Here is a 14,393-nt window from a genome sequence, read left to right as displayed (position 1 = left end):
GCTCACCACCAGCGGTGAAAGTGATGGACCGGGCCGACGCCGTGACCGACGTCGAGGTGGCCGCTCGCGGCGATCGCGCCGGTCAGGTAGGTCTTGGCTTCCCGCACCGCGCTTTCCAGATCGGGCTGCTGCGGCAGCAGCGCGGCGATCGCCGACGCCAGCGTGCAGCCGGTGCCGTGCGTGTTGCTGACCGGCACGCGCGCGCCGTCGAGCCGCACCGTGCGGGTCGCTTCGACGAGCCAGTCGGGGCTCGCGGATGCGTCGGGCAGGTGGCCGCCCTTCATCAGCACGGCGCGCGCGCCCCTCTGCAGCAGCGCCTGACCTTGCCGGACCATGTCGTCTTCGGTGGTGGCGGGCGCAACGTTCAGCAGCGCGGCCGCTTCGGGGAGATTCGGCGTGACGACCGTCGCGAGTGGCAGCAGCGTGTCGCGCAGCGCGGCGACGGCATCGGGCGCGAGCAGCGCGTGCGAACTCTTCGAGATCATCACCGTGTCGAGCACGACGAAGCGCGGCGCGTAACGGCGCAGCGCGTCGGCCACCGCCTGCACGATCGCCGCGTTCGCGAGCATCCCGATCTTGACCGCATCGATGCGGACGTCGTCGAACACCGCGTCGAGCTGCGCGGTCACGAACGCGGCGTCCGGCGCATGCACGCCCGTCACGCCGCGCGTGTTCTGCGCGGTCAGCGCGGTGATCACGCTCGCGCCGTACGCGCCGAGCGCGGAAAACGTCTTCAGGTCGGCCTGGATACCTGCGCCGCCGCCCGAATCGGAGCCGGCGATCGTCAGGAGGTTGGGTATCGGGTGCGTCATGAGGGCAACGCGCCGGTTCGAGGACCGGCGCCGGCGGACGAAAACCGGAAGTGTAGCGTCAGTGCCGCGATTCGCCGATCAGCGCGACCGAGTCGAACTGACGCTGGTTCGCCTGATGGCGGCGCATCACGAGCCACATCGTCAGGCAGACGAACGTACCGAACAGCACGATCACGACGCCGACCGGCACGTCGAGCCACACGAGCACCGCATACAGGCACAGCATCACGAGCACCGACAGGTTCTCGTTGAAGTTCTGCACCGCGATCGAATGACCGGCCGACAGCAGCACGTGGCCGCGATGCTGCAGCAGCGCGTTCATCGGCACGACGAAGTAGCCGGACAGCGCGCCGACGCCGATCAGGAAGATGTACGCGACGATCAGGTAGAACGGCAGGCGCAGATGGCCGAAATGCACGGCCCAGTGCGACGGGAACAGGTCGCGCGTGTAGAACGCCATCAGCATCACCGCGATGCCCATGATGATGCCGACGGGCAGCACGGTCAGCGACTTCTTCAGCGGAATCCGCGCGGCGGCGGCAATCGCGCCGGCCGCGACGCCGACCGCGACGACGGCCTGCAGGATCGCGCCTTCGGACAGCGACATGTTGAGCGACACCTCGGCCCACTTCAGCACGATGAACTGCAGCGTCGCGCCCGCTCCCCAGAACAGCGTCGTGACCGCGAGCGAGATCTGGCCGAGCTTGTCGCGCCAGAGCACCATGAAGCAGTCGGCGAAATCGGTGAGCAGCTTGACCGGGCCGCGTTCCTGCTTCGGATAGCGGGCGCCCGTGTCGGGAATGCGCAGGTTGAACAGCGCGGCGACCACGTAGATCGCCATGATGATCGCCATCGCGGCTTCGGCGGGCGTGCCGATCCAGGCCGGCGTGTGCGCGATCACGTGCGCCGCGATGTGCGGGCTGATCAGCGCGCCGCCGAGCACGGTGCCGAGAATGATCGAGCTGACGGTCGTGCCTTCGATCCAGCCGTTCGCGGCGACCAGCCGGTCGGCCGGCAGCAGCTCGGTGAGAATCCCGTATTTGGCGGGCGAGTAGGCCGCCGCGCCGAACCCGACGATCCCGTACGCGATCAGCGGGTGCGCGCCGAACAGCATGATCAGGCAGCCGACCACCTTGATCGAGTTGGTGATGAACATCACGCGGCCCTTCGGACGCGAATCCGCGAACGCACCGACATACGCCGCCAACACCACATACGACAACACGAAGAACAGCTTCAGCAGCGGTGTCATCCAGTTGGGGGCGTGGAGGTCTTTCAGCAGGGCGATGGCGGCGATGAGAAGCGCATTGTCGGCCAGCGACGAGAAAAACTGCGCGGCCATGATGGTGTAAAAACCTTTTTTCATCTGATGCGATGCTTTCGTCGCTGCGGCAGGGCCGCGTAGGCCGCCTGGTATGCGATCGGCTTATTCCGTTCGAAATGGGTTGTGCGCACGGCTTTATAACATGAAAATACGCGAATTCGGACTAGCAAGATTCCCCGATCGTTCCGCAAATTGTCGGCTTCGGTGCTCAAAAGGCGCGGTAAGCTGATGATTCGCAAGCGTCTTTACGTAAATTTCCCATGCCGCGCCCGATCTCCGCCACCATCCACACCGCCGCTCTCGCGAACAATCTCTCCGTCGTCCGCCGCTTTGCCGGCCCGTCCAAGGTCTGGGCGGTCGTCAAGGCCAACGCGTACGGCCACGGTCTCGCCCGTGCGTTTCCGGGCCTGCGCGGCACCGACGGCTTCGGCCTGCTCGACCTCGACGAGGCCGTGAAGCTGCGCGAGCTCGGCTGGGCCGGCCCGATCCTGCTGCTCGAAGGCTTCTTCCGCTCGACCGACATCGACGTGATCGACCGCTACAGCCTGACCACGACCGTCCACAACGACGAGCAGATGCGGATGCTGGAAACGGCGCGGCTGTCGAAGCCCGTCAACGTGCAGCTCAAGATGAACAGCGGGATGAACCGGCTCGGTTACACGCCGGAAAAATACCGTGCCGCGTGGGAGCGCGCCCGCGCGTGCCCCGGCATCGGCCAGATCACGTTGATGACCCATTTTTCGGACGCGGACAACGCGCGCGGCGTCGCCGAGCAGCTCGCGACGTTCGAGCGCGGCGCGGAAAACATCGCCGGCGCGCGCAGTCTCGCGAATTCGGCGGCCGTGCTGTGGCATCCGGACACGCACTTCGACTGGGTGCGGCCGGGGATCGTGCTGTATGGGGCGTCGCCGTCCGGGCTGTCGTCCGATATCGCCGACACGGGGTTGAAGCCCGCGATGACGCTCTCGTCCGAGCTGATCGCGGTGCAGACGATCGCGAAGGGCCAGGCGATCGGCTATGGCTCGACGTTCTCCGCGCAGGCGCAGATGCGGATCGGCGTCGTCGCGTGCGGCTACGCGGACGGCTATCCGCGCGTGGCGCCGGAAGGCACGCCGGTGATCGTCGACGGCATCCGCACGCGGATCGTCGGTCGCGTGTCGATGGACATGATCACCGTCGACCTGACGCCGTGCCCGCAGGCCGGCGTCGGCGCGCGCGTGGAGCTGTGGGGCAACGCGCTGCCGATCGACGACGTCGCGCGCCATTGCGGGACGATCGGCTACGAGCTGATGTGCGCGGTCGCGGCCCGCGTGCCGGTGCGAGCGGAATAAGGGCGTCGCGCGTGGCCAAACAGAAAACCGTATACGTCTGCAGCGAGTGCGGCGGACAGACCCCGAAGTGGCAGGGCCAGTGCCCGTCGTGCCAGGCGTGGAACACGCTCGTCGAATCGGTCGCCGAGTCGCCGGCCGCCCATCGGTTCCAGTCGCTCGCGAAGCGGGCGCCGGTCCAGCGTCTCGCCGACATCGAGGCTGCCGACGTCCCGCGCTTCTCGACCGGCATCGGCGAATTCGACCGCGTGCTGGGCGGCGGGCTGGTGCCCGGCGGCGTCGTGCTGATCGGTGGCGATCCGGGCATCGGCAAGTCGACGCTGCTGCTGCAGTCGCTCGCGGATATCGCGAACGAGCGGCGCGCGCTCTATATCAGTGGCGAGGAATCGGCCGCGCAGATCGCGTTGCGCGCGCAACGGCTCGCGCTGCTCGACGGCGGCGCGCCGGCGGCCGAACTGAAGCTGCTCGCCGAGATCCAGCTCGAGAAGATCCAGGCCGCGATCGACGCGGAGCGGCCGGACGTGGCCGTCATCGACTCGATCCAGACCGTCTATTCCGAGGCGCTGACGTCGGCGCCGGGCTCGGTCGCGCAGGTGCGCGAGTGCGCGGCGCAGCTCACGCGCATCGCGAAACAGTCGGGCACCGCGATCATCATGGTCGGGCACGTGACGAAGGAGGGTAACCTCGCCGGCCCGCGCGTGCTCGAGCACATCGTCGACACGGTGCTGTACTTCGAGGGCGACACGCATTCGTCGTTCCGGCTCGTGCGCGCGTTCAAGAACCGCTTCGGCGCGGTCAACGAACTCGGCGTGTTCGCGATGACCGAGCGCGGGCTGCGCGGCGTGGCCAACCCGTCCGCGCTGTTCCTGTCGCAGCACGAGCAGGTCGTGCCCGGTTCGTGCGTGCTCGTCACGCAGGAGGGCACGCGCCCGCTGCTCGTCGAAATCCAGGCGCTCGTCGATACGGCGCACGTGCCGAACCCGCGCCGGCTCGCGGTCGGCCTCGAGCAGAACCGGCTCGCGATGCTGCTTGCGGTGCTGCACCGCCACGCGGGCATCGCGGCCTTCGATCAGGACGTGTTCCTGAACGCGGTGGGCGGCGTGAAGATCACCGAGCCGGCTGCCGACCTCGCGGTGCTGCTCGCCATTCACTCGTCGATGCGCAACAAGGCGCTGCCGAAAGGGCTGATCGTGTTCGGCGAGGTGGGGCTGGCCGGCGAGATCCGGCCGTCCCCGCGCGGGCAGGAACGGCTGCGCGAGGCGGCGAAGCTCGGCTTCACGTCCGCGCTGATCCCGAAGGCGAATGCGCCGAAACAGCCGATCGAAGGGCTCAACGTGATGGCCGTCGAGCGGCTCGAGCAGGCGATCGACCGCGTGCGCGATCTTGAATGAGCGGCCCGGCGCGCGCACGGCTCGTGCGTCGCCGGGCGATCTGTCGCGTAATTCGCTGTAAAGAATATGTAGGCTGCTGTAACCCGCCGGACATCGCTTTTCCCTATCCTTTGCCGGATTGTCGAACCGCGCAATGCGAAGGGAACCTATGTTGAAATCCTATGGGGAAGCGCCTGGCGGACGCCTTTACAACCTGCGCGGCTGCCGCGTGTCGGAGCCGATTCGCCAGCCGTGGGGCGGCGGATGCCGGATCGTCGAGTGGATCGACGAAGAAGGGCGTCTGGCGCGCAAGGTCGTGTCCGAGGATGTGACGGAAGCGGAAGTCGCCGCGGCGATCCGCCGGCCAACCGAAGGGCGCCGGTACCTGATGGACGACGACGAGCAGATGCCGCGCGATACGCTGCCGCGCCGCTGAGCGGATGGTGCGGCGGGCATACGGGCGCCAGCCGACGCAACCGCGTCGAACGCAGCAATGACAACGAGGCCGGGCCAGGGCGCCCGGCCTTGTCGTTTCCGGGCCGGCCCGGGGCGCGGCCCGGCGGATTCATGGGGTGTCGACGCCCCGGCGCCCCGCCGCGCTATGCCGCCGCCGACACGCTCGTCGCCTGCCGGCGCCGATGGCCGCGTTCAGCCGATCTGCTCGAGTTCTTCCTGCACGGCGAGCCAGTCGGCCTCGACCGTCTCGAGCCGGGTCGTGACTTCACCGAGCGTGCGGATCGCGTCGGTCAGTTCCGTCTTGCGCGCGGCTTCGTAGCTCGCCGGATCGGCGACGAACGCGTCGAGGCGCGCCTTCTCCGCGTGCAGTGCTTCCATTTCCTTTTCGAGCTTCGTGATGCGGTTCTGCAGCGGTTTCTTCAGCTGCGACAGCCGCTGGCGTTCCTCGGCCGCCTGGCGCTTCTGGTCCTTGCGGTTGACGCCCGGATCGGCGCCTGCGGCGGCCGCGCTGTCGGCCTTCGCGACCGCGCGTTGCTCGGCCGCATGCTGCAGCAGCCAGTCGCGGTAGTCGTCGAGGTCGCCGTCGAACGGCTGCAGCCGGTGCTTCGCGACCAGCATGAACTGGTCAGTCGTCGCGCGCAGCAGGTGACGATCGTGCGACACGAGGATCAGCGTGCCTTCGAACTGCGCGAGCGCCATCGTCAGCGCGTGGCGCGTTTCGAGGTCGAGGTGGTTCGTCGGTTCGTCGAGCAGCAGCAGGTTCGGCTTCTGCCAGATGATCAGCGCCAGCGCGAGGCGCGCTTTTTCGCCGCCCGAGAACGGCCCGACCGGGCTGGTCGCCATGTCGCCCGAGAAATTGAAGCCGCCGAGGAAGTCGCGCAATTCCTGCTCGCGCGTGTCGGGCGCGAGCCGCGCCAGATGCGCGAGCGGCGAATCGTCTTCGCGCAGCGTTTCGAGCTGGTGCTGCGCGAAATAACCGATCGTCAGCCCCTTGCCGTCGCGGACATGCCCGGACAGCGGCGCGAGCGTGCCGGCCAGCGTCTTGATCAGCGTCGACTTGCCCTGGCCGTTCGCGCCGAGCAGGCCGATGCGCTGGCCGTTCTGGATCGACAGCGCGACGCGCTCGACGATCGGGATATCCGTTCCGTCGTCGGCATGGTAGCCGCAGCGGACGTCTTCCATCACCATCATCGGGTTCGGCGCGGCATCGGGCGTGCGGAATTCGAACGTGAACGGCGACGCGATGTGCGCGGGCGCGATCAGCTCCATCTTCTCGAGCGCCTTCATCCGGCTTTGCGCCTGCTTGGCCTTGGTCGCCTTGGCCTTGAAGCGGTCGACGAAGCTCTGCAGGTGCTCGATCGTCTTCTGCTGCTTTTCGTACGCGCTTTGCTGCAGCGCCAGTTGCTGTGCGCGCAGCACTTCGAACTGCGAGTAGTTGCCGCCGTAGCGCTTCACCTGGCGGTTTTCCAGATGCAGCGTGACGTTGCAGATCGAATCGAGGAATTCGCGGTCGTGCGAAATCACGACGAGCGTGCCGGGGTAGCGGTGCAGCCAGTCTTCGAGCCACACGATCGCGTCGAGGTCGAGGTGGTTCGTCGGTTCGTCGAGCAGCAGCAGGTCGGAGCGGCACATCAGCGCCTGCGCGAGGTTCAGGCGCATGCGCCAGCCGCCGGAGAAGCTCGCGACGGATTCGCGCGTTTGCGCGAGCGTGAAGCCGAGGCCGAGCAGCAGCGCTTCGGCGCGGGCCGGCGCGGTGTAGCCGTCGGCGTCGGCGAACGCCGCGTGCGCGTCGCCTTCGGCGGCGCCGTCATGCGCGGCCGACGCGGCGGCGATGCGGGCCTCGATCTCGCGCAGCGCGGTATCGCCGTCGAGCGTGTAGTCGAGCGCGGAACGATCGACCGCGGGCGTTTCCTGCGACACGTGGGCGATCCGCCACGACGGCGGCATCGAGAAATCGCCTCCGTCGGAATGCAGCTCGCCGCGCAGGACGGAAAACAGCGTCGACTTGCCGGCGCCGTTCGCGCCGATCAGGCCGGCTTTCTCGCCGGGATTGAGCACGAACGAGGTCGACTCGAACAGCGGCTTGGTGCCGCGCGCAAGGCTGAACTGATTGAAACGGATCACGGCGGAAATGACTGGCCAAAACCGCTATTCTAGACCGCGCGCCGGTCGCGCCGGGCATCGGCCGTTCGGCGGATGCCGCAACGGCGCGATTTCGCCTAGACTCCACGTCGATCCGGTTTCGTAAAAGGAGTGCCCGATGTCCACCCTGTATTCGTTCAACGCGGAGACGCTGGCCGGTGCGCCGGTGTCGCTCGACGCGTATCGCGGCAAGGTGCTGCTGATCGTCAATACCGCGAGCGAGTGCGGCTTCACGCCGCAATACGCGGGGCTGCAGAAGCTGTACGACCAGTACGCGGCGCGCGGCTTCTTCGTACTCGGCTTCCCGTGCAACCAGTTCGGCAAGCAGGAGCCGGGCGACGCCGAGCAGATCGGTGCGTTCTGCGAACGCAACTACGGCGTCACGTTCCCGATGTTCGCGAAGATCGACGTGAAGGGCGACCACGCGCATCCGCTGTATCGCTACCTGACCGACGAGGCGCCCGGCATTCTCGGCCTCAAGGCGATCAAGTGGAATTTCACGAAATTCCTGATCGATCGCGAAGGGCGCATCGTCAAGCGCTACGCGCCGTCCACCAAGCCCGACGAAATCGCCGCGGACATCGACAAGCTGCTGTGACGGCGCAGCGCCGCGTGCGCGGCGCCGGTGCGGATCGTGCGGGGGCGGCGGTCGTCGCGGCGCCGTTACAGGATCGGTGCGAACAGCCGCGCGACGTGCATCGCGATGCGCCGCCAGGCGGGCGACTGCCGGTATTCGTCCGCGTCCACCTCGTACGCCTGAGCGAAGTCGGCGTCGAGCATCGTTTCGACCTCCTCGGCGAAGGCCGGGTCGACGGTCAGCACCATGACCTCGAAATTGAGGCGGAACGAACGGTTGTCGAGATTCGCGCTGCCGATTGCTGCCGCGATGCGGTCGATCAGCACGACCTTCTGGTGCAGGAAACCGGGCCGGTAGCGGAACACTTTCACGCCCGCATCGACGAGGTCGCGCGCGTAAAGCTTCGACGCCTCGAACACGACGTAGTGATCGCGCCGGCTCGGGATCAGGATGCGCACGTCGACGCCGCGCATCACGGCGAGCTTCAGCGCGGACACCACGGCTTCGTCGGGAACGAGGTACGGCGTGGTGATCCACACCCGCTCGCGGGCGGCATTGATCGATTCGGCGAAGAACAGCGAGCCGGTTTCCTGCTTGTCGGCGGGCCCCATCGGCACCGCGAGGCAATGCATGCCGTCGCCGGGCTGCGCGGGCGGCGGCAGCGCGATCGGCGGCAGCTTCTGCGTCGCCCAGTGCCAGTCTTCGGCGAACACGTACTGGATGCTCGCCACCACGGGGCCGCGTATCTCGATGTGGGTGTCGCGCCACGGCGACAGGCGCGGATTCGCGCCGAGATATTCGACGCCGACGTTGTGGCCGCCGACGAACGCGCAATTGCCGTCGACGACGACGATCTTGCGATGGTTGCGGAAGTTCAGCTGGAAGCGGTTGACGAATTTCCGGTTGGTCGCGAACGGATGGACCTCGACGCCGCCGCGGCGCAATGCGTCGACGTAGCTGTGCGGCAGGTCGAAGCAGCCGATGCTGTCGTACAGCACGCAGCAGCGTACGCCGGCGGCCACGCGCGCGAGCAGCGAGTCGCGCAGCATCCGGCCGAGCGCATCGTCGCGCACGATGAAGAACTGGACGAGCACGTAGTCGCGCGCGGCGTCGATCGCCGACAGGATGGCCGAGAACGTCGCGTCGCCGTTGACGAGCGTGCGCACCGAATTGCCGCCGAGGAACGGCATGCCGCCGAGCCGCGTGAGCGCGAGCACGGCAGCCTGCCCCAGCGCGTCGGCGGCCGGCCCGTCGGTTGCGTCGGTCGCGCGCCACGGCGAACGCGGTGTGTGCGTGCGCAACATTTCGAGTTCGTGGCGCCGGGCGTCGACGTAGCCGGAGAATTTGCTGCGGCCGAGGAACAGGTAGGGAACGAGCGTCAGGTACGGCATGGCCGTGAGCGAGACGGCCCACGCGATCGCGCCTTGCGACGTGCGCGTGTTCATGATTGCATGGCATGCCGCGACGATCCCGAGCACGTGGATGGTCAGGATCAGGGTGCCGAGATGTAGCCAGTCGAGGGTCATGGGCGCTTGAAGGACTCCCGCGGGACGCCCGAGGGGACTCCCGAAGTCGTGCGGCCGGGCGGCCGCCTACGCGCATCTTACCCAACCGTGCGGCGCAATGGTGCGCCGCACGGCGGTCCCGGCGGAACGCTCAGCCCTTGCGGGGCAGGTCCGACGCCTGGATCAGGAACACGGCGTCGTCGCCCGCGCTGGTGGGCAGCCACGTGAGCTCGAGGCCGCCGAACGCCGCTTCGACGTGCTCGCGCTCGTTGCCGATCTCGACGACGAGCACGCCGTCGTCATGCAGCCAGCGGTGCGCGTCGGCGACGATGCGTCGCACGATGTCCATCCCGTCGTCGCCGCCGGCGAGCGCCATCTCCGGCTCGTGCCGGTATTCGGGCGGCAGCGCGGCCATCGACGCGGCGTTCACGTACGGCGGGTTCGTCAGGATCACGTCGTAGCGCGAGTCGGGATCGGTGCGGAACGCGGGCAGCGGGGCGTAAAGGTCGCCGCGGTGCAGCCCGATGCGGTCTTCGAGGCCGTAGTCGCGCACGTTGATTTCCGCGACTTCGAGCGCCTTGTCCGACAGGTCGACCGCGTCGATCTCGGCGTTCGGGAACGCGCTCGCCGCGAGGATCGCGAGGCAGCCGGAGCCGGTGCACAGTTCGAGCACCGCGCCGACCTGCTCGGGATCGGCGACATACGGCTGCAGCCCGTCGTCGAGCAATTCGCCGATGAATGAGCGCGGCACGATCACGCGTTCGTCGACGTAGAAACGGTGGCCATGCATCCACGCTTCATGCGTGAGGTACGCGGCCGGCACGCGGTCGGCCGCACGTCGTTCGATCACCGCGAGCACGGCCGCGATTTCGTCGGGCAAGAGGCGCGCGTCGAGGAACGGCTCGAGCGTGTCGAGCGGCAGGTCGAGCGTATGCAGCACGAGGTAGGCCGCTTCGTCGTACGCGTTGTCGGAACCGTGGCCGAACGCGAGCTTTGCTTTCGAGAAGCGCGTGACCGCGTAGCGCAGCAGGTCGCGAACTGTGGCAAAAGGTGTCGTCATGCGAGGCTCCGTCAGGCGATCAGTTGTTCGAGCACGCGTCGGTACACGTTCTTCAGCGGGTCGACGAAGCGCACTTCGATGTGCTCGTCGATCTTGTGGATGCTGCCGTTCGGCGGGCCGAATTCGATCACCTGCGGGCAGATGCGCGCGATGAAGCGGCCGTCCGACGTGCCGCCCGTCGTCGATAGCTCGGTCGTGATGCCGGTCTCGGTGCGAATTGCGTTTTCCAGCGCGCCCGACAGTTCGCCGCGCGGCGTGAGGAACGGCAGGCCGCTCACCGACCACTTCAGCGTGTATTCGAGGCCATGCTTGTCGAGGATCGCATGCACGCGGGCCTGCAGGCCTTCGACGGTGCTCGCGGTCGAGAAGCGGAAGTTGAACATCAGGTCGGCGTGGCCGGGGATCACGTTGGTCGCACCGGTGCCGGCGTGCAGGTTCGACACCTGCCAGGTGGTCGGCGGGAAGTATTCGTTGCCTTCGTCCCATTGCTCGGCGGCGAGCTCGGCGAGCGCCGGCGCGAGCAGGTGGATCGGGTTCTTCGCGAGGTGCGGATACGCGATGTGGCCCTGCACGCCCTTGACGACCAGTTCGCCGGACATCGACCCGCGGCGGCCGTTCTTGACGACGTCGCCGAGCTCGGCGCTCGACGTCGGCTCGCCGACGATGCAGTAGTCGAGCCGCTCGCCGCGTGCCTGCAGCAGTTCGACGACCTTCACGGTGCCGTCGGTGGCCGGGCCTTCCTCGTCGCTCGTGATCAGGAACGCGATCGCGCCGCGGTGGTCGGGATGGGCCGCGACGAATTCCTCGGACGCGACGACGAACGCCGCGAGCGACGTCTTCATGTCGGCCGCGCCGCGGCCGTACAGCTTGCCGTCGCGATGGGCGGGAATGAACGGCGGCGACGTCCACTGTTCGAGCGGGCCGGTCGGCACGACGTCGGTGTGGCCCGCGAACGCGAGCAGCTTGCCGTCGCGGCCGCCGGTGCCGCGCTTGACGGCCCACAGGTTGGTCACGCCGTGCGACGCGATGGTCTCGCATTCGAAGCCGAGCGCGGCGAGGCGCTCGGTCATGATCTGCTGGCAGTGCTGGTCGTCGGGCGTCACGGACGCGCGGGCGATCAGCTGTTCGGTAAGGGCTAGGGTGGCGGACATGGTTCGGACCACTTTCGATAAAAAATGCCGGCGCGGTGGCCGGCAGCGACAGGGCGTCGGGCCAGCGCAAGCCCGTTATTAGCGTGAACAGGCCCTACGCCCGCAGGCGCGGCGCGGGCGGCCTTATGCGGCAAACAGCGCCGCGTATTGATCGGCCACGAACCCGAGCGATTTCACGCGGCCGTTGACGACGAGCACGGGACGCTTGATGACCGATGGCTTGTGGATCATCAGCGCGACCGCGCCGGTCTTCGTTTCGGCGGCCGCCTTCATCCCGTCGTCCAGGCCGCGCCACGTGGTGCCGCGCTTGTTCACGAGCGCGTCGAGCGACACGTCCTTCAGCCAGTCTTCGATCAGCGGCGCGCTGACGCCGAGCTTCTTGAAATCGTGGAACTCGAACTCGACGCCGTGATCGTCGAGCCACACGCGGGCCTTCTTCACGGTGTCGCAGTTCGGAATGCCGTAGACGACCACGGTGTGCGGCTTCGCCATCAGTCGCCTCGCAGCAGCTCGTTCAGGCCGACCTTCGCACGCGTCTTCGCGTCGACCTTCTTGACGATCACCGCGCAGTACAGGCTGTGCGAGCCGTCCTTCGACGGCAGGTTGCCGGCGACGACGACCGAGCCGGCCGGGATGCGGCCGTAGCTGACTTCGCCCGTCTCGCGGTCGTAGATCTTGGTGCTCTGGCCGAGGTACACGCCCATCGAGATCACCGAGTTCTCCTCGACGATCACGCCTTCGACGACTTCCGAGCGCGCGCCAATGAAGCAGTTGTCTTCGATGATGACCGGGTTCGCCTGCAGCGGCTCGAGCACGCCGCCGATGCCGACGCCGCCCGACAGGTGCACGTTCTTGCCGATCTGCGCGCACGAACCGACCGTCGCCCACGTGTCGACCATCGTGCCTTCGTCGACGTACGCGCCGATGTTGGTGTACGACGGCATCAGCACGACGTTCTTCGCGATGAACGAGCCGCGGCGCGCGATGGCCGGCGGCACGACGCGGAAGCCGCCCGCGGCGAAGTCTTCGGCCGTGTAGTTCGCGAACTTCGACGGCACCTTGTCGTAGAACTGCGAGTAGCCGCCGGCCGGCATCGGCGCGTTGTCCTCCAGGCGGAACGACAGCAGCACGGCCTTCTTCAGCCACTGGTGGACCGTCCAGTGGCCGTCGATTTTCTCGGCGACGCGCAGCGCACCCTTGTCGAGTTGCTCGATCGCGTGAGCGACGGCCTCGCGGACGTCGGCGGGCGCGGCCTTCGGCGACAGCTCGGCGCGGTTTTCCCAGGCGGTGTCGATGATTTGCTGAAGTTGTTGCGACATGTTCGTTTTCGCAGGAGATGGATGGAATTGATCGGGATGGACGTCTTACCGCGCGAGAGCGCGGCAGAAATCGACGATGCGTTGCGCGCCCTCGACGCATTCGGGGGTGCCCGCGACGAGCGCGATCCGGATGAAATCGCGGCCCGGGTTCGTGCCGTGCGCATCGCGCGCCAGGTACGAGCCGGGCAGAACCGTCACATTATAGTCGGCGTACAGGCGACGGGCGAACTCGGTGTCCGACAGGCCGGTGCGCGCGACGTTGGCCCACAGGTAGAACGCGGCGTCGGGCAGCTTCACGTCGATCACATCGGCGAGCATCGGCGTGACCGTATTGAACTTCTGCACGTACAGCGCGCGGTTCTCGCGCACGTGCGTCTCGTCGTTCCACGCGGCGATGCTCGCGTGCTGCCAGACCGGCGACAGCGCGGCGCCGTGGTACGTGCGGTACAGCAGGAATTTCTTGAGCAGCGCGGCGTCGCCGGCGACGAAGCCCGAGCGCATGCCCGGCACGTTCGAGCGCTTCGACAGGCTCGACAGCATCACGAGTCGTTCGAAGCCACGGCCGAGGCGGTGCGCGGCTTCAAGACCGCCGAGCGGCGGCGCCGCTTCGTCGAAATAGATTTCCGAATAGCACTCGTCGGACGCGATCACGAAGCCGTGGCGGTCGGACAGCACGAACAGCTCGCGCCAGTCGTCGAGCGTCAGCACGGCGCCGGTCGGGTTGCCCGGCGAGCACACGTACAGCAGCTGCGTGCGCGCCCACACTTCCTCGGGCACGGCCGCGTAGTCGCACGCGAAGTTGCGGGCCGGGTCGCTGTTCGCGAAATAGGGTTCGGCACCGGCCAGCAGCGCCGCGCCTTCGTAAATTTGATAGAAGGGATTCGGACAGAGTACGATCGCCTTCTTGCCGTCCGCGCGCGGCCGCGCGTCGATCACGGTCTGCGCGAGCGAGAACAGCGCCTCGCGCGAACCCGACACCGGCAGCACCTGCGTGGCCGCATCGATCGCCGGCAGTCCGTAGCGGCGTTCGAGCCAGCGCGCGATCGACGTGCGCAGCGCATCCGAGCCGGCGGTGGCCGGGTACGACGCGAGGCCGTCGAGCGCGGCCACCACGGCGTCGCGGATCAGCGCCGGCGTCGCGTGCTTGGGCTCGCCGATGCCGAAGCTGATCGGTTTCAGGTTGCCGGAAGGCGTACCGGCACCGGGCGTCACGTCCTTGAACAGGGCGCGCAGCTTTTCGAAGGGATAGGGCTGGAGCGAGTCGAGTCGAGGGTTCACGGGCGAAGCGGCCATCGCGGCCGGTTGGAGCGAAAGAAGCGGCGGGCGCGCCGCGCGGCTGCGAACGGGCG

Annotated in this window: 13 protein-coding genes; 4 read left to right on the top strand and 9 right to left on the bottom strand. The window is 67.7% G+C overall.

Features of this window, described 5'->3' with window-relative positions; all coding sequences use genetic code 11:
• Positions 1-2: 2 nt before the first annotated feature.
• Positions 3-812: a bifunctional hydroxymethylpyrimidine kinase/phosphomethylpyrimidine kinase gene (gene thiD / locus KR541_RS10410; RefSeq protein ID WP_050012921.1), complete on the bottom strand. Its 810-nt coding sequence runs from the start codon at positions 810-812 to the stop codon at positions 3-5.
• Positions 813-870: 58 nt separating this feature from the next.
• Positions 871-2,178, bottom strand: a complete 1,308-nt coding sequence (gene lplT / locus KR541_RS10405; protein ID WP_050012920.1) for a lysophospholipid transporter LplT — start codon at positions 2,176-2,178, stop codon at positions 871-873.
• A 218-nt stretch (positions 2,179-2,396) separates the two neighbouring features.
• Here lplT and alr point away from each other — a divergent pair, with 218 nt between their 5' ends.
• The 3 genes from alr to KR541_RS10390 all read left to right on the top strand — a co-directional run bounded on the left by alr (position 2,397) and on the right by KR541_RS10390 (position 5,270).
• Positions 2,397-3,467 carry an alanine racemase gene (gene alr / locus KR541_RS10400; protein ID WP_050012919.1) on the top strand — a complete coding sequence of 357 codons (1,071 nt, stop codon included), beginning with the start codon at positions 2,397-2,399 and terminating at the stop codon, positions 3,465-3,467.
• Between the two features lie 11 nt (positions 3,468-3,478).
• On the top strand, positions 3,479-4,855 hold the full coding sequence (gene radA, locus KR541_RS10395; RefSeq protein WP_050012918.1) for a DNA repair protein RadA: 1,377 nt from the start codon (positions 3,479-3,481) through the stop codon (positions 4,853-4,855).
• Positions 4,856-5,003: 148 nt separating this feature from the next.
• Entirely contained in the window at positions 5,004-5,270 is a 267-nt protein-coding gene (locus KR541_RS10390) for a DUF2866 domain-containing protein (protein ID WP_050012917.1), read from the top strand.
• A gap of 212 nt (positions 5,271-5,482) precedes the next feature.
• Here the strand turns inward: KR541_RS10390 and KR541_RS10385 are convergent, their stop codons facing one another.
• On the bottom strand, positions 5,483-7,414 hold the full coding sequence (locus KR541_RS10385) for an ATP-binding cassette domain-containing protein (protein WP_050012916.1): 1,932 nt from the start codon (positions 7,412-7,414) through the stop codon (positions 5,483-5,485).
• A 136-nt stretch (positions 7,415-7,550) separates the two neighbouring features.
• Here KR541_RS10385 and KR541_RS10380 point away from each other — a divergent pair, with 136 nt between their 5' ends.
• On the top strand, positions 7,551-8,030 hold the full coding sequence (locus KR541_RS10380) for a glutathione peroxidase (RefSeq protein ID WP_050012915.1): 480 nt from the start codon (positions 7,551-7,553) through the stop codon (positions 8,028-8,030).
• A 65-nt stretch (positions 8,031-8,095) separates the two neighbouring features.
• Here the strand turns inward: KR541_RS10380 and cls are convergent, their stop codons facing one another.
• The 6 genes from cls to dapC all read right to left on the bottom strand — a co-directional run bounded on the left by cls (position 8,096) and on the right by dapC (position 14,337).
• Positions 8,096-9,535: a cardiolipin synthase gene (cls, locus tag KR541_RS10375; RefSeq protein WP_050012914.1), complete on the bottom strand. Its 1,440-nt coding sequence runs from the start codon at positions 9,533-9,535 to the stop codon at positions 8,096-8,098.
• Between the two features lie 130 nt (positions 9,536-9,665).
• The gene (prmB, locus tag KR541_RS10370) at positions 9,666-10,574 is read right to left on the bottom strand and encodes a 50S ribosomal protein L3 N(5)-glutamine methyltransferase (protein ID WP_050012913.1); all 909 of its coding nucleotides are present in this window, start codon (positions 10,572-10,574) and stop codon (positions 9,666-9,668) included.
• Between the two features lie 11 nt (positions 10,575-10,585).
• Complete coding sequence (gene dapE, locus KR541_RS10365; protein WP_050012912.1) at positions 10,586-11,725, bottom strand: succinyl-diaminopimelate desuccinylase; 1,140 nt, start codon at positions 11,723-11,725, stop codon at positions 10,586-10,588.
• A gap of 123 nt (positions 11,726-11,848) precedes the next feature.
• Complete coding sequence (locus KR541_RS10360) at positions 11,849-12,217, bottom strand: ArsC family reductase (RefSeq protein WP_050012911.1); 369 nt, start codon at positions 12,215-12,217, stop codon at positions 11,849-11,851.
• Positions 12,217-13,044, bottom strand: a complete 828-nt coding sequence (gene dapD, locus KR541_RS10355) for a 2,3,4,5-tetrahydropyridine-2,6-dicarboxylate N-succinyltransferase (RefSeq protein WP_050012910.1) — start codon at positions 13,042-13,044, stop codon at positions 12,217-12,219. Before dapD ends, KR541_RS10360 begins: the two co-directional genes overlap by 1 nt.
• Before the next feature lie 45 nt (positions 13,045-13,089).
• On the bottom strand, positions 13,090-14,337 hold the full coding sequence (dapC, locus tag KR541_RS10350; protein WP_050012909.1) for a succinyldiaminopimelate transaminase: 1,248 nt from the start codon (positions 14,335-14,337) through the stop codon (positions 13,090-13,092).
• Between the last annotated feature and the right edge of the window lie 56 nt (positions 14,338-14,393).

It is taken from the genome of Burkholderia sola (assembly GCF_905400185.1).
Taxonomy (GTDB): domain Bacteria; phylum Pseudomonadota; class Gammaproteobacteria; order Burkholderiales; family Burkholderiaceae; genus Burkholderia; species Burkholderia sola.
This window is presented reverse-complemented; position numbering and strand designations above follow the sequence as displayed.

What these genes read in the sequence shown, in the direction of transcription:
- KR541_RS10360 (WP_050012911.1), bottom strand. Translation starts at nt 12,217, where the DNA reads ATGGCGAAGCCGCACACCGTGGTCGTCTACGGCATTCCGAACTGCGAC.
- thiD (WP_050012921.1), bottom strand. Translation starts at nt 812, where the DNA reads ATGACGCACCCGATACCCAACCTCCTGACGATCGCCGGCTCCGATTCG.
- KR541_RS10380 (WP_050012915.1), top strand. Translation starts at nt 7,551, where the DNA reads ATGTCCACCCTGTATTCGTTCAACGCGGAGACGCTGGCCGGTGCGCCG.
- KR541_RS10390 (WP_050012917.1), top strand. Translation starts at nt 5,004, where the DNA reads ATGTTGAAATCCTATGGGGAAGCGCCTGGCGGACGCCTTTACAACCTG.
- lplT (WP_050012920.1), bottom strand. Translation starts at nt 2,178, where the DNA reads ATGAAAAAAGGTTTTTACACCATCATGGCCGCGCAGTTTTTCTCGTCG.
- dapC (WP_050012909.1), bottom strand. Translation starts at nt 14,337, where the DNA reads ATGGCCGCTTCGCCCGTGAACCCTCGACTCGACTCGCTCCAGCCCTAT.
- dapE (WP_050012912.1), bottom strand. Translation starts at nt 11,725, where the DNA reads ATGTCCGCCACCCTAGCCCTTACCGAACAGCTGATCGCCCGCGCGTCC.
- prmB (WP_050012913.1), bottom strand. Translation starts at nt 10,574, where the DNA reads ATGACGACACCTTTTGCCACAGTTCGCGACCTGCTGCGCTACGCGGTC.
- dapD (WP_050012910.1), bottom strand. Translation starts at nt 13,044, where the DNA reads ATGTCGCAACAACTTCAGCAAATCATCGACACCGCCTGGGAAAACCGC.
- cls (WP_050012914.1), bottom strand. Translation starts at nt 9,535, where the DNA reads ATGACCCTCGACTGGCTACATCTCGGCACCCTGATCCTGACCATCCAC.
- alr (WP_050012919.1), top strand. Translation starts at nt 2,397, where the DNA reads ATGCCGCGCCCGATCTCCGCCACCATCCACACCGCCGCTCTCGCGAAC.